General features: G+C 64.2%; 19 protein-coding genes and 4 tRNA genes. 9 read left to right on the plus strand and 14 right to left on the minus strand.

The annotated features are described in order from the left end of the window. Positions 1-340: 340 nt before the first annotated feature. From rplL to CHB97_RS08725, 10 genes are all read right to left on the minus strand, one after another. Positions 341-718 carry a 50S ribosomal protein L7/L12 gene (rplL, locus tag CHB97_RS08680; RefSeq protein ID WP_089287571.1) on the minus strand — a complete coding sequence of 126 codons (378 nt, stop codon included), beginning with the start codon at positions 716-718 and terminating at the stop codon, positions 341-343. A gap of 45 nt (positions 719-763) precedes the next feature. Continuing rightward, the gene (gene rplJ, locus CHB97_RS08685; protein WP_089287572.1) at positions 764-1,282 is read right to left on the minus strand and encodes a 50S ribosomal protein L10; all 519 of its coding nucleotides are present in this window, start codon (positions 1,280-1,282) and stop codon (positions 764-766) included. Positions 1,283-1,596: 314 nt separating this feature from the next. Further along, the gene (gene rplA / locus CHB97_RS08690) at positions 1,597-2,301 is read right to left on the minus strand and encodes a 50S ribosomal protein L1 (protein WP_089287573.1); all 705 of its coding nucleotides are present in this window, start codon (positions 2,299-2,301) and stop codon (positions 1,597-1,599) included. A gap of 3 nt (positions 2,302-2,304) precedes the next feature. Further along, a complete protein-coding gene (gene rplK, locus CHB97_RS08695; protein ID WP_089287574.1) occupies positions 2,305-2,739 on the minus strand; it encodes a 50S ribosomal protein L11 in 435 nt (144 codons plus the stop codon). Between the two features lie 136 nt (positions 2,740-2,875). Continuing rightward, on the minus strand, positions 2,876-3,406 hold the full coding sequence (nusG, locus tag CHB97_RS08700) for a transcription termination/antitermination protein NusG (protein WP_089287575.1): 531 nt from the start codon (positions 3,404-3,406) through the stop codon (positions 2,876-2,878). A gap of 2 nt (positions 3,407-3,408) precedes the next feature. Beyond that, the gene (gene secE, locus CHB97_RS08705) at positions 3,409-3,624 is read right to left on the minus strand and encodes a preprotein translocase subunit SecE (RefSeq protein WP_160105700.1); all 216 of its coding nucleotides are present in this window, start codon (positions 3,622-3,624) and stop codon (positions 3,409-3,411) included. Between the two features lie 91 nt (positions 3,625-3,715). Then, positions 3,716-3,791 (minus strand) — tRNA-Trp (locus CHB97_RS08710). Between the two features lie 253 nt (positions 3,792-4,044). Then, positions 4,045-5,232, minus strand: coding sequence for an elongation factor Tu (gene tuf, locus CHB97_RS08715; RefSeq protein WP_089287560.1), 1,188 nt, complete (start codon positions 5,230-5,232; stop codon positions 4,045-4,047). A gap of 61 nt (positions 5,233-5,293) precedes the next feature. Then, positions 5,294-5,367: transfer RNA gene (locus tag CHB97_RS08720), tRNA-Gly, on the minus strand. An 81-nt stretch (positions 5,368-5,448) separates the two neighbouring features. Continuing rightward, positions 5,449-5,533 (minus strand) — tRNA-Tyr (locus CHB97_RS08725). Positions 5,534-5,670: 137 nt separating this feature from the next. Here CHB97_RS08725 and rlmB point away from each other — a divergent pair. Beyond that, positions 5,671-6,834 (plus strand): 23S rRNA (guanosine(2251)-2'-O)-methyltransferase RlmB, encoded by a 1,164-nt coding sequence (gene rlmB / locus CHB97_RS27080; protein ID WP_371332982.1) that lies wholly within the window; start codon positions 5,671-5,673, stop codon positions 6,832-6,834. Positions 6,835-6,886: 52 nt separating this feature from the next. After that, positions 6,887-6,961, plus strand: a tRNA-Thr gene (locus CHB97_RS08735). Positions 6,962-7,108: 147 nt separating this feature from the next. Here the strand turns inward: CHB97_RS08735 and CHB97_RS08740 are convergent. Beyond that, positions 7,109-7,780, minus strand: a complete 672-nt coding sequence (locus CHB97_RS08740) for a hypothetical protein (protein ID WP_143270794.1) — start codon at positions 7,778-7,780, stop codon at positions 7,109-7,111. Between the two features lie 197 nt (positions 7,781-7,977). Next, a complete protein-coding gene (phoU, locus tag CHB97_RS08745; RefSeq protein WP_244559463.1) occupies positions 7,978-8,709 on the minus strand; it encodes a phosphate signaling complex protein PhoU in 732 nt (243 codons plus the stop codon). A 146-nt stretch (positions 8,710-8,855) separates the two neighbouring features. Between phoU and CHB97_RS08750 the strand changes: the two genes are divergently transcribed. Further along, positions 8,856-10,163 carry a pentapeptide repeat-containing protein gene (locus tag CHB97_RS08750; protein ID WP_089287579.1) on the plus strand — a complete coding sequence of 436 codons (1,308 nt, stop codon included), beginning with the start codon at positions 8,856-8,858 and terminating at the stop codon, positions 10,161-10,163. A gap of 3 nt (positions 10,164-10,166) precedes the next feature. On the opposite strand, the gene CHB97_RS08755 is transcribed toward CHB97_RS08750, so the two are convergent. Then, positions 10,167-10,724, minus strand: a complete 558-nt coding sequence (locus CHB97_RS08755) for an AAA family ATPase (protein WP_089287580.1) — start codon at positions 10,722-10,724, stop codon at positions 10,167-10,169. A gap of 221 nt (positions 10,725-10,945) precedes the next feature. Between CHB97_RS08755 and CHB97_RS08760 the strand changes: the two genes are divergently transcribed. From CHB97_RS08760 to CHB97_RS08785, 6 genes are all read left to right on the plus strand, one after another. Then, the gene (locus CHB97_RS08760; RefSeq protein WP_160105702.1) at positions 10,946-11,743 is read left to right on the plus strand and encodes an ABC transporter substrate-binding protein; all 798 of its coding nucleotides are present in this window, start codon (positions 10,946-10,948) and stop codon (positions 11,741-11,743) included. Beyond that, positions 11,740-12,729 carry an iron ABC transporter permease gene (locus CHB97_RS08765; RefSeq protein ID WP_089287582.1) on the plus strand — a complete coding sequence of 330 codons (990 nt, stop codon included), beginning with the start codon at positions 11,740-11,742 and terminating at the stop codon, positions 12,727-12,729. The genes CHB97_RS08760 and CHB97_RS08765 overlap by 4 nt, the downstream gene beginning before the upstream one ends. A gap of 251 nt (positions 12,730-12,980) precedes the next feature. Next, complete coding sequence (gene aguB, locus CHB97_RS08770) at positions 12,981-13,859, plus strand: N-carbamoylputrescine amidase (RefSeq protein ID WP_089287583.1); 879 nt, start codon at positions 12,981-12,983, stop codon at positions 13,857-13,859. A 172-nt stretch (positions 13,860-14,031) separates the two neighbouring features. Continuing rightward, entirely contained in the window at positions 14,032-16,866 is a 2,835-nt protein-coding gene (locus CHB97_RS08775; RefSeq protein ID WP_143270796.1) for an SLBB domain-containing protein, read from the plus strand. Between the two features lies 1 nt (position 16,867). After that, a complete protein-coding gene (locus tag CHB97_RS08780; RefSeq protein WP_089287585.1) occupies positions 16,868-17,638 on the plus strand; it encodes a glycosyltransferase in 771 nt (256 codons plus the stop codon). Between the two features lie 204 nt (positions 17,639-17,842). Next, the gene (locus CHB97_RS08785; RefSeq protein ID WP_089287586.1) at positions 17,843-18,316 is read left to right on the plus strand and encodes a helix-turn-helix domain-containing protein; all 474 of its coding nucleotides are present in this window, start codon (positions 17,843-17,845) and stop codon (positions 18,314-18,316) included. Here CHB97_RS08785 and CHB97_RS08790 read toward each other — a convergent pair. Beyond that, positions 18,223-19,188, minus strand: coding sequence for a glycosyltransferase family 2 protein (locus CHB97_RS08790; RefSeq protein WP_089287587.1), 966 nt, complete (start codon positions 19,186-19,188; stop codon positions 18,223-18,225). The two genes, CHB97_RS08785 and CHB97_RS08790, sit on opposite strands and share 94 nt — an antisense overlap. Positions 19,189-19,192 lie beyond the last annotated feature (4 nt).

Raw genomic sequence — 19,192 nt, forward strand, 5'->3', positions numbered from 1 at the left:
TAAAATTCAGTGCCCTGATGACAGACGGAATAAATTCCCCCTGCCAAAACGCGAATCGACGCGGGCGGGAACCCCTGCCGAGGCACCACCGTTCCGCGTCGTATAACCGGCATTTCCGCTCTTCGGCGCTGGACAAAAAGCCTGGAAATGCTTGGTTTTTAGCCCGGCCTCACCGGCATTGCCGATGCTGCCTGAACTCTCACCCTGGATCTGTCCCGGGCGAGCCCGCGATGATAGCGGGAAAGCCCGGTCCAGAAAAGACAGACGACGCCGGGCGGCGGGCATCCCTTTCAGGATGGCCACCGTCCGGCGCCCTCTTATGCAGCGAAGAACGCCACTATTACTTGACGGCGACCTTGGCGCCGGCATCTTCCAGCAGCTTCTTGATCTTGGCAGCTTCGTCCTTCGACACAGCTTCCTTGACGACCTTCGGAGCGCCTTCGACCAGGTCCTTGGCTTCCTTCAGGCCCAGGCCGGTGATGGCGCGGACTTCCTTGATCACGTTGATCTTCTTGTCGCCACCGTCAACCAGTTCAACGGTGAACTCGGTCTGCTCTTCGACCGGGGCAGCGGCAGCGGCAGCGGCCGGAGCAGCGGCAACGGCCACCGGAGCAGCGGCGGAAACGCCCCACTTCTCTTCCAGCAGCTTGGACAGTTCAGCCGCTTCGATAACGGTCAGAGCGGACAGTTCTTCAACCAGCTTTTCGAGCTTGGACATGGTGTTCTCCTAGGGACACTGACTTTGTTGAAAAAAGGATGCGGCTCAGGCCGCCTCGTCCTTCTTGGCGTAGGCCGCGAGAACGCGAGCCACTTGGCCACCCGGAGCCTGCAGAACACCAGCGATACGGGTCGCCGGAGTCTGGATCATGCCGAGCAGGCCAGCACGCAGTTCGGTCAGCGACGGCAGCTTCGACAGGGCTTCAATGCCCTGCGTGTTCAGAACCGTCGAGCCCAGACCGCCGCCAATGACCTTGAACTTATCGTTGGTCTTGGCGTAGTCGATAGCGACCTTGGCCGCCGCAACCGGATCCTTGGACCAGGCAATGGCGGTCGGACCCTTGAACAGGTCCTCGGTCTTCTCGAACTGCGTGCCCTTGAGGGCGATGCGGGCGAGCCGGTTCTTGGTCACTTTGAAGCTGGCACCCGCGGCCCGCATCTTGCGGCGCAAATCGGTAACTTCAGCCACCGTCATGCCGGACTGCTTAGTCACGACGACGAGGGCTGCCGACTGCAGCTCAAGATTAAGGGCCGCGATCGTCGCTTCCTTTTGTGAACGATCCACGGTTCGCCTCCACGAATGAACGGATGGGTTGCCCCCTCCGTCCGGTCACACGAAAAGTCCGATCCGGCATCGGCCGGACCAGACCAGGCTTACCTGTCCCAGAAGCATACAAACATCATGTCCGAAGCGACCCGCCTGGGCGAACCATCCCGGAATTGTTCTTCCGCTCCCGTCTATGCCGGCTGGACTATTAAGCGTCAGGGAACAGGTTCCCATCGGCGCGCGGCAGTCTCGGACAGGGTGGGCCCGGGGTAAAGCGCCCCCGAACCCGGCCCGTCATCCAGCAAGCCGGATGACGGGAAATCTGTAAGGCCTTAGCCCTGCAGCGACGCAACCAGATCGGCCACATCGACCTTCAGGCCCGGACCCATCGAGGAGGACAGCGAGACCTTCTCGATATAGGTGCCCTTGGCGCCGGTCGGCTTGGCACGGTTGATCGCGGCCACGAAGGCCTTGACATTCTGTTCCAGGGCTTCAGCCGTGAAGCTGGCCTTGCCAACACCGGCATGAATGATACCGGTCTTTTCGGCGCGGAACTCGACCGAACCACCCTTGGCGGCCTTGACGGCCTCGGTGACGTTCGGGGTAACGGTGCCCAGCTTCGGGTTCGGCATCAGGCCGCGCGGGCCCAGCACCTTACCCAGCTTACCGACCACGCCCATCATGTCCGGGGTGGCGATGCAGCGGTCGAAATCCATGTTGCCGGCCAGAATCTGCTCGGCCAGATCGTCGGCACCGACCAGATCGGCACCAGCGGCCTTGGCTTCTTCAGCCTTGGCGGCGCGGGCGAACACGGCGACGCGGACGGTCTTACCCGTGCCGTTCGGCAGCACCACCATGCCACGGACCTGCTGGTCGGCGTGACGCGGATCGATGCCCAGGTTCATCGCAATTTCGACGGTTTCATCGAACTTGGCGGTGGCATTGCCCTTGACGGTCGCAACAGCCTCGCCGAGGGCGTAGAACTTGGTGCGGTCAACGTTGGCGTTGGCCTTCTTCAGACGCTTACCGATGGCCATTTATCAGCCCTCCACCACTTCGAGACCCATGGAACGAGCGGAACCGATGATCATGCTCATCGCGGCTTCAACGTCGTTCGCGTTCAGGTCGACCATCTTCTGTTCGGCAATGGCGCGGACCTGAGAGGTCGTGACCTTGCCAACAGTGGCGGACTTGCCGACGGTGGCCGAACCCTTGGTGATGCCCGAAGCCTTCTTCAGGAAGTAGGTCACCGGCGGGGTCTTGGTCACGAAGGTAAAGGTACGATCACCGAAAGCGGTGATGACCACCGGGATCGGCATACCCTGTTCCAGCTGGGCCGTCTTCGCATTGAACTGCTTGACGAACTCCATGATGTTCAGGCCGCGCTGACCCAGCGCCGGACCGATCGGCGGAGACGGGTTGGCCTTGCCGGCCGGAACCTGCAACTTGATGTAACCGACGATTTTCTTCGCCATGACACAATCCTCAAAAACTGACAGGGCGGCCGGGCCGCCCTATCATGGGATCGCGTGGTGCGGCTGCCCCTGGACTTCTGGGGCCCGGCCTCCCACGCATGAAATCCGGCCGATGCGAACATCGGCCGGAATGGGATCAGATCTTTTCGACCTGGGTATATTCCAGCTCCACCGGGGTCGCGCGACCGAAGATGGAGACCGCAACCTTGACGCGGGCCTTGTCTTCGTCGACTTCCTCGATGAGACCGGTGAAAGAAGTGAACGGGCCGTCCGTGACGCGCACCTGCTCACCCACTTCGAAGCTGATGGAGGGCTTGGGCCGCTCCACGCCTTCCTGCACCTGATTCATGATGCGCAGCGCCTCGGCTTCCGAAATCGGCTGCGGCTTGCCGCCACCGCCCAGGAAGTCTGTCACCTTCGGCGCATTCTTCACCAAGTGCCAGGTCTCATCTTCCAGCTCCATCTTCACCAGCACGTAGCCGGGGAAGAACTTGCGCTCGGAATTGATCTTGGCGCCGCGACGAACCTCCACGACCTCTTCGGTCGGAACCAGGATGTCGCCAAACTTGTCTTCAAGGCCCTTCTGAGCGGCCTTCTCGCGGATCGCCTGGGCGACCTTCTTCTCAAAACCAGAATAAACGTGCACGACGTACCAGCGCATCGCCATGGTCAGCCCCCAATGCCGAGAATCAGGCGGATGCCAAACCCGATGATCTGATCCACCGCCAGGAAGAAGATGGACGCCATGATGACCATGACGAACACCATGATGGTCGAAACGGTCGTTTCTTTCCGCGTCGGCCAAGAGACCTTGGCCACCTCACGGCGCACCTCGCGCAAGAATTCTGCGGGATTTGTCTTCGCCATGGCGGTTTTTGCCATCATTCCTGATTGCGAACAACCCGGCTTTGCGCTCCTCAACACGGGCATCGGCGAAGGTGCCGATTTTCTGCGAGGTGCCGTCCCGATAAAGGGATGGCAGGAGTGGAGGGGCTCGAACCCCCAACCCCCGGTTTTGGAGACCGGTGCTCTACCAATTGAGCTACACTCCTACGCGCCCGATACCGGCTTGCCGTCATGGAATTTTATTTCCACTCAGGCCCGCCCGCTCGGGAGTGCGGGTTGATAGCGCAGATAACGCCGCGACGCAACAGTCAGATGACACTGTCTGTCGAATTTTCGTCGCATTGGAACATTGCGCCCGCCGCATACGGAGACCATCGCCGGGACAGCCTCCTATAATAAGGAAAGGGCCGCTGTTGCCAGCGGCCCTTTCCCCTCACAAGCCACCCGAAGGCAGTGTGATTACTTGACGATCTTCGACACCACGCCGGCGCCGACGGTACGGCCGCCTTCACGGATGGCGAAGCGCAGGCCTTCGTCCATGGCGATCGGGGCGATCAGCTTCACGGCGAAGCGGATGTTGTCGCCCGGCATCACCATTTCCGTGCCTTCCGGCAGGGTCACCGAACCGGTCACGTCCGTCGTACGGAAGTAGAACTGCGGACGGTAGTTGGCGAAGAACGGGGTGTGACGGCCGCCCTCTTCCTTGGTCAGGATATAGGTCTCGGCTTCGAAGTCCGTGTGCGGCTTGATCGAGCCCGGCTTGGCCAGAACCTGACCGCGCTCAACGTCTTCACGCTTCGTGCCGCGCAGCAGCGCACCGATGTTATCGCCAGCCTGGCCCTGGTCCAGCAGCTTGCGGAACATTTCAACGCCGGTCACCGTCGTCTTCACCGTGTCCTTCAGACCGACGATTTCGACTTCTTCACCGACCTTGACGATACCCTTCTCGACGCGACCGGTCACCACGGTGCCACGGCCGGAGATCGAGAACACGTCTTCGATCGGCATCAGGAACGGCAGGTCAACCGGACGATCCGGCTGCGGGATGTAACGGTCAACCTCGGCCATCAGCTTCAGAACGGCTTCGCGGCCGATTTCCGGCTGCGTGTCGTTCAGGGCGCAAACGGCAGAGCCGGGAACGATCGGAATATCGTCGCCGGGGAAGCCGTAGGAGGACAGCAGCTCGCGCAGCTCCAGCTCGACCAGTTCCACCAGATCCGGGTCGGCCAGATCCATCTTGTTCAGGAACACCACCAGCGCCGGCACGCCGACCTGACGGGCCAGCAGGATGTGCTCGCGGGTCTGCGGCATCGGGCCGTCAGCGGCAGAGCAGACCAGGATCGCGCCGTCCATCTGGGCGGCACCGGTGATCATGTTCTTCACATAGTCGGCGTGGCCCGGGCAGTCCACGTGCGCATAGTGACGGTTGTCCGTCTCATACTCAACGTGCGCGGTCGAGATCGTGATACCACGAGCCTTCTCTTCCGGAGCCTTGTCGATCTGGTCATAGGCGGTGAAGGTCGCGCCGCCCTTCTCGGCCAGAACCTTGGTGATCGCCGCGGTCAGCGACGTCTTGCCGTGGTCAACGTGGCCGATCGTGCCGATGTTGCAGTGCGGCTTCGTCCGCTCAAACTTTGCCTTCGCCATGGTATCCTGTGCCCTTGCCTGATCCGTCCTGAGACGCCGGGTCGTGGAAAACTTGAAACGTTGGAGCGGGTGAAGGGAATCGAACCCTCGTCGTAAGCTTGGAAGGCTTCTGCTCTACCATTGAGCTACACCCGCACGGGTACGTTCCGCCGCCTGCCTTATGAGAGTGTACCACAAGCAGAACGGCGCGCCCCATTATCTGAGGCGCGCCTGAACTGGTGGAAGGGGCTGGATTCGAACCAGCGTACGCTATGCGGGCAGATTTACAGTCTGCTGCCTTTAACCACTCGGCCACCCTTCCTCGGTGCCGCTCTCGGCTTGCCGCCGGAACGGGGCGCTTTATAAAGGCTCGGATTTTTCCGTCAATGACTTTCTTACACACCCCTCAAGATTTTTTCGTGGCTGGCGGAAATGCTGGGTTTGGACGAAAGTACGCTTATGAGAAACCGACCCCCCTCCTCCAAATCCGACCGCCGCAGCAAAAGCGGCCCCACCAACACCGGCCGCGACAATGGTCGCGGCAAGCCCGGCGCGCCCGCAAAGGGCCCCCGCGCGGCCAAAAGCTTTACCCGTGACGAGGAGCGGCCCGCCCGTGGCCCGCGCGTTACGCGTGAGCGCGCTGATCAACAGGGGGATGAACGCCGGCCCCAGCGCGGCCCCCGCCGCGATGATGCCCGGCCCGGCGGACGTCCCACCCGTGATGGCGGACCCGCACGCATCAGCCGTGATGGCGCCCCCTCGCGCCCGCCGCGCGGTGACAATCGACCGACCCGCAGCAATGCTGGCCGGTCGATGTCCGCCGCCGAGGAACTGGGCCTGGAAGAATCAGCCCCGCTGCGCGCCAGTATCGGCCCGGCACTAAACAAGCATAATCTGCTTTATGGCATTCATGCCGTTGCCGCCGCCTGGACCAACCCGGCTCGCAAGATTCGCGACCTGTTCGTGACCGAGGCCGGGTTGGAGGCGCTGGACAGCGCTTTCGACAAGGCGTCCCAGGCCGAGCTGGACCGGCCGGAGCCGCAGCTGGTGGAAAAGGATGACCTGGACAAGCTGCTGCCGCCGGGTGCCGTGCACCAGGGCGTGGCGCTGTCCTGCGCCCCGCTGCCGGAAGTGCAGATTGAGGATATCTGCATCGCCGCCGCCAATGATCCATCCGCCACGGTCGTGGTGCTGGATCAGGTGACCGACCCGCATAATGTTGGCGCCGTGCTGCGCTCTGCCGCCGCGTTCGGTGCCAAGGCCGTCATTGTGCAGGACCGCCACGCCCCGCCGGTCACCGGCACCCTGGCCAAGACGGCATCGGGTGCGGTGGAGGTGGTGCCACTGGTGCGCGTCACCAACCTGGCCCGCGCCATTGATGATCTGAAAGCCGCCGGCTTCTGGACCGTCGCGCTGGCCGAATCAGGCGCGCGCAACCTGCATCAGGTCGATCTGACCGGCCGCAGCGCCCTGGTCATGGGCTCTGAAGGGGAAGGTATTCGCCGTCTGACGGGTGAACGCTGCGATGAAATCGTGCGTTTGCCGACCGGCGGCCCCATTGGCAGCCTGAATGTTTCGAATGCAGCTGCCGTAGCTCTTTACGAGGTCGCGCGACGGCGCTAATGTCCCGGCCCGGTTGCAGGGCGTCCCCCTGCAACCGATCGAACCCTGGTCAGCCGGTTTAGCTCAGTGGTAGAGCAACCGCCTTGTAAGCGGTAGGTCGTCAGTTCAATCCTGACAACCGGCACCAGTGGCCCCGCCTGCGACTTGTGCCCGCGGCATAAAATCATGACCGATGGTCAAGATTTTATGCCCCTCAATCGCCGGCGCCAGCCTCCGCTGGCTTGGCTACGCCGCTCGAGCGGCGCGGCGGCAGTCGCCGCCGTACATCGCTCCCTCAATTCTTCATGATGTACGGCTTGCCGGCGAGGTCATAGCGCACCACGCCCTGCGGCACTTTGTTGAGATTGACACTACCTCCGCCAACGGGCACTTGGCCGCCCCCGATATATTGCCAGATATCGGCTTCGTTCACGTAATAGACCGCGCTGGTGCGGAAGGTATAGAAACCCTCCCGCGCGATAGAGACGGTGAGAATCAGCTCCGTATCCGTCTCCGGTGGCCTGTTGTTCCACATATCGCTCCCCAATGCCAACGCGCTGGCAGTGATTCCCCAGGGGAATTTCGGCAAAGCGCCGCCAGACAGTGCCGACGCCACCCCCACACCAGCGGCCAGAATGGTCAGCGGGCCCGGAGTGAGAGACGAATCAAGGCGCGGGGCATTGCTTTTCACCGTCAGCACGTCAATGCCGATAGAAGTGACATCGGGACGGGCATCCACCGCCACCAAATGCCCCTTCTGCACCAGACGTGTCGTGACCGCGTTCAGGAAGGCGTCGGCAAACAGCGTGTCGTCCCGGCGCATCATATAAAGCTGCACCGGCACCTTCCTGCCCATCTGGAATTCCAGATGGGCTGAAATTGCCGAGGCGACATCTTCCGCCACCACCTGCCACTGTCCCGCCGACTGCAAAACCGGCTGCGGTGCCATGGGAATGCTGGTGGCCATCGGCCGCGCCGTACAACCGCTCAACCCCAGGCACAGGGCAAGTGCCGCACAGAAAAGGCCGGACAAGCGCCCATGGCGCCCGACCGGCCTGGAAAAATCGCAATGATTGCTGGCTGTCTGGCGGGGCATGGGATCGGTTCCGGTTCTGATTTGCCCCAAAGCAGAAGCAAACCCCATGCCAGAACCCAGATACCCGATCAGCCCGGCATCACCGTGACGGTGGAGGTATCATCACCCTTGGCCCGCTCCACCGCCAGCGCCTCACCCTGGATGCGGAAGCAGATGGTTTCGGCGATGTTGGTGGTGTGATCGCCGATCCGTTCCAGATTCTTGGCGGCAAACAGCAGATGGGTGCAGGCGGTGATGCGCTGCGGGCTTTCCATCATATAGGTCAGCAATTCCCGGAACAGCGCTGTATAGGCGCGATCCACCTCTTCATCGCGCTGACGCACGGCAAGGGCCGCCTGGAGGTCATCTGTCTCATAGGCCTGCATGACATTGGCCAACATTTCGCTGACGGCTCGACCAATGGGGATCATCGAATGGGTCAGGGAAATTTCCGGCAGCGCGTCCAGCGCCAGGCTGCGCTTGGCCACATTGCTAGCGAAATCGCCGATCCGTTCCAGATTGTTTGAAATCCGCAGGGCCGCCACCACCACACGCAGATCATTGGCCACCGGCTGGCGCAGGGCCAGCAGGCGGATGGTCTGCGCCTCCGCCTCGCGCTCCAGCTCATCCAGACGGCGATCCCGTTCCATCACGCGGGTGGCCAGCGCGCCGTCACGGTCGGTCAGGGCGGCCACGGCATCCACGATCTGCGCCCCGGCCAGCTGCCCCATCTCCCGGATGAAGCCATGCAGCTTGTTCAACTGCTCGTCATAGGCGGTGACGATATGGCGGGTCGGCACGGCGCTGATCTTATCGTCCACGGGAACAGACTCCGGAAGCTGATGCCCGGCGGGCGGGCGATGCGGAAAAATCATCGAACTCTCTAACACATTTCACTTTGGATGTGGCACGTTCAAGGAAAGTTCATCTTGGGGCATTGTGCCCCGTTCCCGGGATTGTCGGCCACATGACCCCGCATGAGTTGATCGCCGTCATCGACAAGCACGAACGCTGGCTGAAACGCCAGATGGGCGGGGCCCGTGCCATGCTGGCCCTGGCTGACCTGCAGGGGCATAATTTCTCCGGCGCCAACCTGCAGAACTGTAAGATGTCGGGCGCGAACCTGACCGAATGCGATTTTACCGGCGTCAATCTGACGGCGGCCGATCTGTTCGCCGCGCGGCTGAACCGCGCCATCATGATCAATTGCAACCTGACCAACGCCGATCTGCGCGGCGCCCATCTGCGGGGCGCGCGGATGAAATGCGCCATCCTGCGCGGCGCCGACCTGCGCGGCGGTGCCCTGCTGGACCGGCGCAATCCCGGCTCCGTGAAGATGGAACCGTCCGACCTGCGCGGGGCGGAGATGGAGGATGCCACCCTGGCCAATGCCAATCTGGCCGGGGCGGACCTGTCGGAATGTTCCCTGGTGGGGGCCGATTGTTCCGGGGCGCAGATGGCGGGCTGCAACCTGACCCGGTCGGCACTGAAGAACACCAATTTTTCCGGCAGCGACCTGCGCGGCGTCAATCTGGCCGGGGCCAACCTGGCCGGGGCCCGGCTGCGGGATTGCAATCTGGCCGGCGCCATGCTGACTGGGGCGGTTCTGCGCAATGCCGATCTTCAGGGGGCCAACCTGGAAGGGGTGGACCTGTCCAGTGTGGATATGCTGGGGGCCAATTTCAGCCGCTCAGCCGAAAGCTTCTCCGCTACCATCCAGCGCATCCTGACCGCCCATCAGCAATGGATCGTCAGCAATGGCGAGAAGGGGGAGCGGGCCGATCTGGAAGGCCAGGATCTCTCCCATATCGATCTGATCGGGGCCAATCTGGGCGGTTCCAACCTGAAGGGTGTCAATTTTTCCGGCGCCAAGCTGCGCGACGGCATGTTCGTGATGGCCGACCTGTCCGGGGCCAGCCTGCAATATGCCGACCTGACGGGGGCAACGCTGGATGGTGCTAACCTGCGCGGCAGCAATCTGACCGGCGCCAAGCTGGATGCCGCCAAGGTTGGCTCGGTTGAAATCAAGGGGCCGAACGGCCGGGGCACCGGGCGCAAATGGCCGGCCAACCTGTCCAACACCATTCTGGTCCAGGCCAGCCTGACCCGCGCCATGCTGCGCGGGGCCAACCTGTCGGGCGCCGATCTGCGCGGGGCCGACCTGACATCGGCGAACCTGCTGGAAGCCAACATACGGGGCGCCAAACTGACCGATGCCATCACCACCGGCGCCAGCCTGCCGGAACCGGACGATGATGAGGATGATTTCCTCTGATTCTCAGGTATCAAGCCGTTCCAGCACCCAGCCCAACCGGTCAGCCGGGCTTATCAGCGTTTCGGGCAGCAGCAGCAGCCGTTCCGGCGCCACATAGCGCCGGCACAGCCCTTCCAGAATCGTCTGAAAATGCAGCTGCATCCAGGGGTTGGTGCTGCGGATGCCATCATCGGTCAGCGGCAGCGCCCCCCAGGGCAACAGAATCACCCGATCATAATCAGCCATGGCGCAGATGGCGCGGGCCAGCAACGCCTCCGTCGCGGCCGGAGCTTCCACGCCGTAACCATTGGCCAGCCAGAAGGCGGCCATATCCAACGGTGTTCGATCCGTCAGCATTGGCTCATGATCAGCGGCCAGCCGCCGCGCCAGGCTGGTCGCGTCATCCAGCAGCAAGGCCCGGTGCCCCTCCCGCGTCAATTGATGCAGCTCGAAGCCGGCCATCAGCCGGGCCCGCATCGCCTCTGCCGCCAGTTCCCGGTCCAGCCGTGCCGCCAGCCCTTTGCCCAGCGTCGTCTTACCGGTGCCAGCACTGCCGGTGAGGCCGATATGTCCATGTCCCATCGCCACCCCCAGAACCTGCGCCGTCCCCTGCGCGGTTGCAGCCTGCCCGGCCCCCACCCTATAAGCATGGCGGGGCGGTTCAACGCGCCTGCGATGCCGGGAAAGGGTTATTGATCGTGCGACCGCCGCCAACAGCCGGGGCGAAGCCTGAACCGGGGCGGGGCCACCACCCTTTTTTTGCCGGTCTCTTTGTCCTGTTTATGGCGATTCTCGTACCATTCATGGCAAAAGCGGACGCGGTGCCAAGCCGCATCGTGTCACTGAATCTCTGCACCGATCAGCTGTTGCTGACGCTGGCCCCGCGGGAGCGGATTGCCGGCCTGTCCTTCCTGGCCACCGATCCCGGGCTATCCGCCCTGGCGGCAGAGGCGGCAGGTTTGCCGCTGCTGCGCGGCCAGGCGGAAGAGGTGTTGCCGCTGCAGCCCGATCTGGTGCTGGCGGGTCAATATACCGCCCGTCCCACCGTGGCGCTGTTGCGCGCGCATGGAATCACGGTGGTGGAGGTGGGGCTGACGGCAGATTTCGCCGCCATCCGCCAGCAGATACGCAGCGTCGCCGCCGCCCTGGGCACGATGGAACGGGGGGAAGCGGTGATCGCCGCCATGGATCAGGCACTGGATCAGGCGCGGCCATCCCCCGGACGGATACGGCCGCGCGTGCTGGCCCTGGCGCCGGGGGCCTTCACGGCCGGCAGCGGTACCTTGTACGATGCGGCAATGCAGGCGGCGGGGATGGAGAATTACGCCGCCGCCAAGGGGCTGGTCGGTTACGGCTATCTGGCACTGGAAAGCATCGCCGCCGACCCGCCGGACCTGTTGCTGATGGATGGGGACGAAGGGCAAGCCCCTTCGTTGAATGGCCAGCTGCTGAACCATCCCGCCCTGACCCATGCCGTACCCGCCACACGTCGCCCCGCCGTTCCCGCCCGGCTCTGGGCCTGCGGCGGCCCCTTCACGGCGGAGGCCGTGCGCCGATTGGCGGCTGCACGCGATCTTCTGGCAACGGAGGCTCGGCCATGATGCGGCGCTGGCTGGCCCCTTCCCTGCTGCTGTTGGTGGTGGTGCTGTTCATCCTGTCCCTCTCGGTGGGGCCCAGCGCCATCTCTCTGCCGCTGGCCATGGCTGACTGGTGGCGCGGCGGGGACAGCACCGCCGCCATTATCTTTGCCGATATCCGCCTGCCACGCGCCCTGCTGGCTTTGATGATCGGCGCGGTGCTGGGCCTTTCCGGTGCTGCGCTGCAGGGGCTGCTGCGCAATCCGCTGGCCGAACCGGGCCTGATCGGCGTCTCCGCCAGTGCCGGGCTGGGCGCTGTCATCGCCTTTTACAGCGGGGCCAGCCTGCTGTTCCCGCTGGCGCTGCCGGCGGGGGGGATCGCCGGCGCCCTGATCGCGGTGACGCTGCTTTATCTGCTGGCAGGCAAACAGGCGGGGATGCTGACCCTGATTCTGGCCGGGGTGGCCATCAGTTCCCTGGCCAGCGCCCTGACCTCCCTGGCGCTGTCGCTGTCGCCCAACCCGTTCGCCCTGTCAGAGATCGTTTTCTGGATGCTGGGCTCTCTGGCCGATCGATCAATGACACATATATATGTGTCGGCCCCGTTCATGCTGGCCGGATCGCTGGCCCTGCTCTCCGTCGGTCGCGGGCTGGATGCCTTGTCATTGGGGGAGGATACCGCCCGCTCCCTGGGCTTTTCCACCGCGCGTCTGGCCCTGTTCTCCATTGGCGGCACCGCGTTGGCGGTGGGGGCAGCCGTCGCCGTGGCTGGGGCCATTGGCTTTATCGGCCTGATCGTGCCACATCTGCTGCGCCCGCTGGCAGGATATCAGCCCTCCCGCCTGTTGCCTTTGTCGGCCCTGGGCGGGGCGGCGCTGCTGCTGGCGGCCGACATTGCCGTGCGGCTGGGCGGGCCAGGGCCGGAACTGAAGCTGGGTGTCGTCACCGCCCTGCTGGGTGCCCCCTTCTTCCTGGCCCTGGTACTGCGCCACCGGCGCAATCTGGCGTGATCCCAAGAGCCATAGATCATGGCTCTTGGGATTCTATACGTTCCCTCAGTCGCCGGGCGGGCGCATCCGCACCCTTGGCTCACGCCGCACGTGCGGCGGGCCAGCAGTCGCTGGCCGCCAAGGGCCATGTCCCATGACCCTTGGCCCGACCAAACCGTCTGTCACAAAACGAACATGCCAAAGCCCCCTGGGCAGCAGGGGGGCGGCTTGGCTATGGTGGGGGCAACCATCCTCAGCCGGGAAGCCCATCCATGCGCCAAGTGACCGTCGCCGCCACGCAATTTGCCTGCAGCTGGGACCGTGCGGCCAATATCGCCAAGGCCGAGGCGATGATCCGCGCCGCCCATGCCCAGGGCGCGCAGATCATCCTGATCCAGGAATTGTTCGAAACCCCCTATTTCTGCCAGGACCAGAAGCCGGAATATTTTGAGCTGGCCGCCCCGGCAGAGGGCAACCCGCTGCTGGCCCGCATGTGCGATCTGGCCCGCGAACTCTCGGTAGTGCTGCCGCTCAGCTTTTTTGAAAAGGCGAACAACGCCCATTATAATTCGCTGGCCACCATTGATGCCGATGGCAGCATCCTGGGCATCTATCGCAAGAGTCATATCCCTGACGGGCCGGGCTATCAGGAGAAATTCTATTTCACGCCGGGCGACAGCGGCTTCCAGGTCTATCAGACCCGTTATGCCCGCATCGGCACCGGCATCTGCTGGGACCAATGGTTCCCTGAGGCCGCCCGCGTGATGGCTTTGCAGGGGGCGGAAATCCTGTTCTACCCCACCGCCATCGGCTCCGAACCGCAGGATGCCAGCCTGGACAGCCGCGACCATTGGCAACGCGTCATGCAGGGCCATGCCGGCGCCAATCTGGTGCCGCTGGTGGCCAGTAACCGGATCGGTACCGAAACGTTTGAGACGGGCAGCATCACCTTCTATGGCTCCAGCTTCATTGCGGGACCGAAAGGAGAGAAGATTGCCGAGGCGGAGCGCACGGGCGAGGCCCTGTTGACCGCCACCTTCGATCTGGATGCGGTGGCCCGCACCCGCAATGGCTGGGGCATCTTCCGCGACCGCCGGCCGGCCCTCTACGCGCCCATCCTGGGGGCTGACGGTCGCACGCCACGCGGGTGAAGCGGTATTGCTGCATGGCGGCAGGCGATGAATTGTGTATGATGCGCCATATACTATTCATCGCCTGTAGTTCGTCGTGGACCTGCCGCTGAAAATACTGATCACCATTCTCATCCTCGCGTTTTGCGCGCTGATTGGCCGCCCCTCAGGGGGGGCAGAGGCACCCAGCGCAGTGGAGTTGCTGTTCAGCCGCCGGGCCGGGCAGGATTTGCGGCTTTATGGCCGCGATCTGTTCCGACAGGGTGCTGATTCGGCCACCCTGCCCCCCATGGGTGCCATCGCCGATGATTACCGGCTGGGACCGGGCGATGAACTGGTCCTGCATCTGCGCGGACAGGTCAGCCGCAGCAGCCGTCATGTGATCGGCCAGGATGGGTTGCTGACGGTGGAGGATCTCCGCCCCCTGCAGGCCGCTGGCCGCAGCCTGGGTGAACTGCGGCGGGAGGTGGAAGAGGCGGTTTCCGCCGCGCATCTGCAAACCCAGGCCTATCTTTCCATCGGCCGCACCCGCCAGATCGGCGTGCTGGTGCTGGGGGAGGTGGTGCGGCCGGGGCGCCAGCAGCTGAATGGTTTCGCCACCCCGCTGGATGCGCTGCTGGCGGCGGGCGGTATCGGCCCCCAGGGCAGCCTGCGCGCCATCCGGCTGTTGCGACCGGGGGAAGCCCCCTTGGTGCTGGACCTGTATGCCCTGCTGGAACAGGGGGACGGACCGGCAACCCAGGTGCTGGGCGATGGGGCGCGGCTGGTGGTGCCGCCGCTGGGGCACACCATCGCCGTGGCCGGGGCGGTGAAACGGCCCGGCATCTATGAACTGTCCGCCGATGGCCCCCTGGATGGGGAAATGGCCCTGGCCCTGGCCGGCGGCCCGGTAAGACCGGGCGGGGACCGGACCGTGCTGCTGCGCTATGGCCGGGATGGGGTGGAGGAGGCACGGCCCCTGCCCGCCCCCGACATGGCGGCAATGCAGGATGGCGATCTGCTGCTGCACACGCCCGATGGCGGCACACGGGCGGGCAGCCTGTCCCTTTCCGGCCATGTGGAAACGCCGGGGGCCCGGCCCTTTGCCGCCCGTCTGGTTGATCTGATCGACCGGCACGACCTGCCGTCCGATCTCTATCAACCGCTGGCCGTGCTGCTGCGGCGCAACCGGGCCGGCGGTGCGGCAGAGATGCGGGCGGTCGATCTGGGGGAAATGCTGGCCGGGCGCAGCGACATTCCCAGCCAGGATGGGGATGAGCTGGTGCTGCTGGGGGCAGCTGATATCGCCTTTTTACGCTCCCGCGCGGTGCTGTCGCAATTCACCGCCGGTGCCGCAGCACAGCGGGATGATTGCCCGGGCCTGCGCAGCCTCTCTGCTGCACTGACCGCCGACCCGGCGGGCCCGTTGGCCGCCGGCCCCCTGGCGCTGGCCGCGCGGGAGATGGCGGGGCCTGATCTGCCCTGCCCGCCCCTGTTCCAGGATCAGCCGGACCTGTTGCCATTTTTGTTGAGCCAATCGGCCTTTCTGCGTCAGGGCGCCCTGCGTCCCGGCCCCTATCCGATCCTGCCTGGCACAAAACTGAACCTGATTGCCCCCCTTGCCGGCGCCGCCATGGCTGATGATCGCCGCCTGCAGCCGGGGGAGGTGGTGGATATCGGGGGCGATGGGGTGTCACTCTCCGGGGCCGTGCGCCAGCCGGGGCTGCGCCCCCTGGCCAATGCCGCCACGCTGGCCAGCCTGTTGGGCGATGGCGCGCCATTGCGCGGAGATGCCTATGGGCTGGTGGCGATACTGGATCGTTTCGATAGCGTGACTATCGCCCGGCAAATTCAGCTTTTCGCCCCGACGGACGTGGTGGCGGGGCGGTTCGACCTACGGCTGCGCGATGGTGACCGCATCACCATCCTGGCCCGCGATCAGGTACGGCTGGCCTTTCCCACCCCAGAGCTTGAGACTGTTCCGGCTACGGAACAAAAACCCGCGCCGCCAAAGGGAACACCGGCAGCCGCCCCCCTCCCCACCGATATCCGCAGCCTGCTCGCCGAGCGGATCATTGGCGTCCGCGGCGGCGTGGTGATGCCGGGTGACTATCCGGTGGCCGGTCCTGTCCCGCTGGCCAGCCTGCTGCGCGCTGCCGGGGGCCTGCGCAACGAAGCGGACCCGCACCGGGTGGAACTGGTGCCAATGCCGGGGTCGGAGGCGCCGACCTCGCTGCTGACCGGAGGTGTCGGCGCTGACCGGCCCATCCGCCCCGGCGAAGCGGTGCGGGTTGCTCTGCAACGCCGCCCGGCGGAGACCCGGGCAGTGATGGTGGCAGGCGAAGTGATGGAACCGGGCGGTTTTGATCTGGCACCGGGTGAGAAACTGTCCAGCCTGCTGGCGCGGGCCGGTGGCCTGACGCACCATGCCTATCCGGCCGGCGCCATCTTCACCCGCGAAAGCGCCAAGCTGGCGGAGGAGGAAGGGTTGCGCCGGGCTGCACGGGAAATGGACCGGGAACTGGCACAGATGCTGGGCGGCAAGAACCCACCCGATCCGCAGCGCGTGGCGCTGGCCCGCCAGTTGGCGGATGAACTGCGCAGCACCAGCGGCCTGGGCCGCATCACCGTGCAGCTGGATCCGGAAATCCTGGCCAGCCGGCCGGAACTGGATATCACCTTGCAGGCGGGCGACCGCATCTACATCCCCAAACGCCCGGCCACCGTGACCGTTGCCGGGGAGGTGCTGGCCCCGGCCAGCCTGCTGTTCGACCCCCAAAAACAGGCGGAGGATTACCTGCGGGAAGCGGGCGGCCTGACCCGCTTTGCCGATGATGACCGGATTTTCCTGATCCATCCCGATGGCAGCGCGGAACCGCTGAGCCAGCCGCGCGGCCGGCATGGCCGGGTGGCGGTGACGCCGGGGGCCATGCTGGTGGTGCCGCGCGACGCCGAACCGCTGGAGATCCTGCCCCTGGCGCAGAGCATCACCACCATCCTGAGCCAAATTGCCTTCAGTGCGGCCGCCATCGCCAATATCAGCGATTGAGATGGACACCCCCGCGCTCAGCATCATCACCGTGGTGCGCCAGGATCGCGCCGGGCTGGCGGCCACACGCGCCAGCCTGGGCGCAGTGCCCGCCGCGGTGGAATGGCTGGTGGCCGATGGTAGCTCCACCGACGACACGCTGGCCGCCCTGAACGGCCCTGGCCCCCAACCTGACTGGCTGGACAGCCAGGCCGATGGCGGGCCGTTTGGCGGCATGGATCGCGCGCTGGCACAGGCCAGGGGTGAGTTCGTTCTGTTCCTCAATGCCGGTGACCGGCTGGCCGATCCGACCATGCTGTCAACCCTGCTGGCACTGACCCAGGCCAGGGATGCGGCGGACCTGATCTATGGCGATGCGGCGGAGGATCCGGGCGATGGCCTCATCCGGCGTAAACCGGCCCGTCACTGGCGCTGGGCCTTCTACGGAATGCCAGCGCACCATTGCGCCATCCTCTATCGTCGGCAGCTGTTGGCCGGTTTGCGTTTCCATTGTGGCTATCGCATCGCGGGGGATTATGCGGTGACCGTGCAGGCCCTTGCCCGCACCACGGCCATCTGTCGGATTCCCCTGCTGATTGCCTGCTTCGCCCCTGGCGGCCTGTCACGCCGGCAGGCTGCCAGGGGAAGAGATGAACAGCATCACATCAGAATGTACTATTTAAAGCTGTCGCCCAGCCTCTCCCTTGCCCTCAAACTGCTACAAAGTGTCGCAGCCATCCTGCGAAAATACATACCAAAGACATACGCCTTGATGCGATTTCGTCGCCATTGATCCGATATATCCCCTCCGCCAAAAGGCCGTTAATTCGCCATTTACATGGACTTAGGAGGTATCCGCACAGGAAAATTCCCTTGAAAGTAAACAATTTTAGTCAAACTTGTGCACACTAATCTAGACGCACTATGCAACCTGTCGTATTTGACGCTGGCGCGCACATCTATATACCTAAGGATAGGTTTTTGAATGGAGTGCGTGATGCTTGAGAAAAAGCTGGCGACCAGGAACGGGCTGGCTCAGCCCTACTCTCTCTCCAAGCGTGGAGAGGGGCCAAACCCGATTGATATCCATGTGGGTCAGCGTTTGCGCCTGCGCCGCACCCTCCTTGGTCTCAGCCAGGAAACTCTTGGCGAATCCGTCGGCATTACTTTTCAGCAGCTGCAGAAGTATGAGCGTGGCGCCAACCGCATCAGCGCCAGCCGCCTGTTCAACCTCAGCCAGGTGCTGGGCGTACCGGTGACCTTCTTCTTCGACGATCTGCCGGTGCAGGATGTCGAGGCCACGGTTGAAGAGCCCAGCGAGACGCAGGAATTCGAATCCATGGCCCGGCGCGAAACGCTGGAACTGGTGCGTGCCTATTATCGCATTCCGGAAGAGATGGTGCGCCGCCGTACCTTCGAACTGGTCAAGGCACTGGCCGGCGACACCAACGAATCCAGCAAGGACGCCTGAGCCATCGGCAGGCGCGCGGGCGGCGGCGCTGTGCGCCGCGCCCGCAGCCAATCCCGCTTCAGGCTGATGGACCAGTAGTAAAAGGCCCGGGCCGCTGCATGGTGCAGGCCCGGCGCCCCATCCAGAAATCCCAGATACAGCACGTAAGAGTGCAGGAACGCCCAGAGCGGGCGGCCCGGCAGCCGGGCGACCAGCCATTTGGCAAGACGGCGCCAGCCCTTCTCGCCGGCCAGCCGGCAGTTTTCGCCCGCCCCCGCCACTTCCAACGCCGCTTCCCAATCGGAATAGCGGTTGTGACGGTCGAACCAGGCAAAGAGCGGCTTCTCATCGGCATGGATCATCGCCGTTGCCAACTGGCCCACCGGCCCCTGCAATTCGGGCTGATAATGCCCCTCCACCTCCCACATTGCGGCGATCTGCAAATCATCACAGACCGGAAAGCGGGCACGGTGGCGATGCAGCAAGGCCATTTTGCGGTAAGGGCTGCCATGGCGCAGCACCCGCCCCAGCCAGACCGGCCGGCTGTCGATAAAAAACGCGGCCTCCTGGCGAGGCTGCGCCATCAGGGCGGCGATTTCCGCCACCAACGCTTGGGGCAACCGTTCATCGGCATCAACAAACAGCACCCAATCATTGGCCAGCCCCGGCCATTCCAGCGACCATTGCTTTTTCTTCGGATAGCGGCCGTTCCAGCGGAAGGGCACAATGTCCGCCCCCACTTCCACCGCGATGCTGGCGGTATCGTCACTGCTGTGGCTGTCAACCACCAGCAATTGGGCAAAATCCCCCAGACAGCGCAGGCACTCGGCGATATTCGCCGCTTCATTGCGGGTCATCACCACCACGGAAACCGGGATCGGATATAAGGACATCCCC

Source organism: Azospirillum sp. RU38E (genome assembly GCF_900188385.1).
GTDB lineage: Bacteria > Pseudomonadota > Alphaproteobacteria > Azospirillales > Azospirillaceae > Niveispirillum.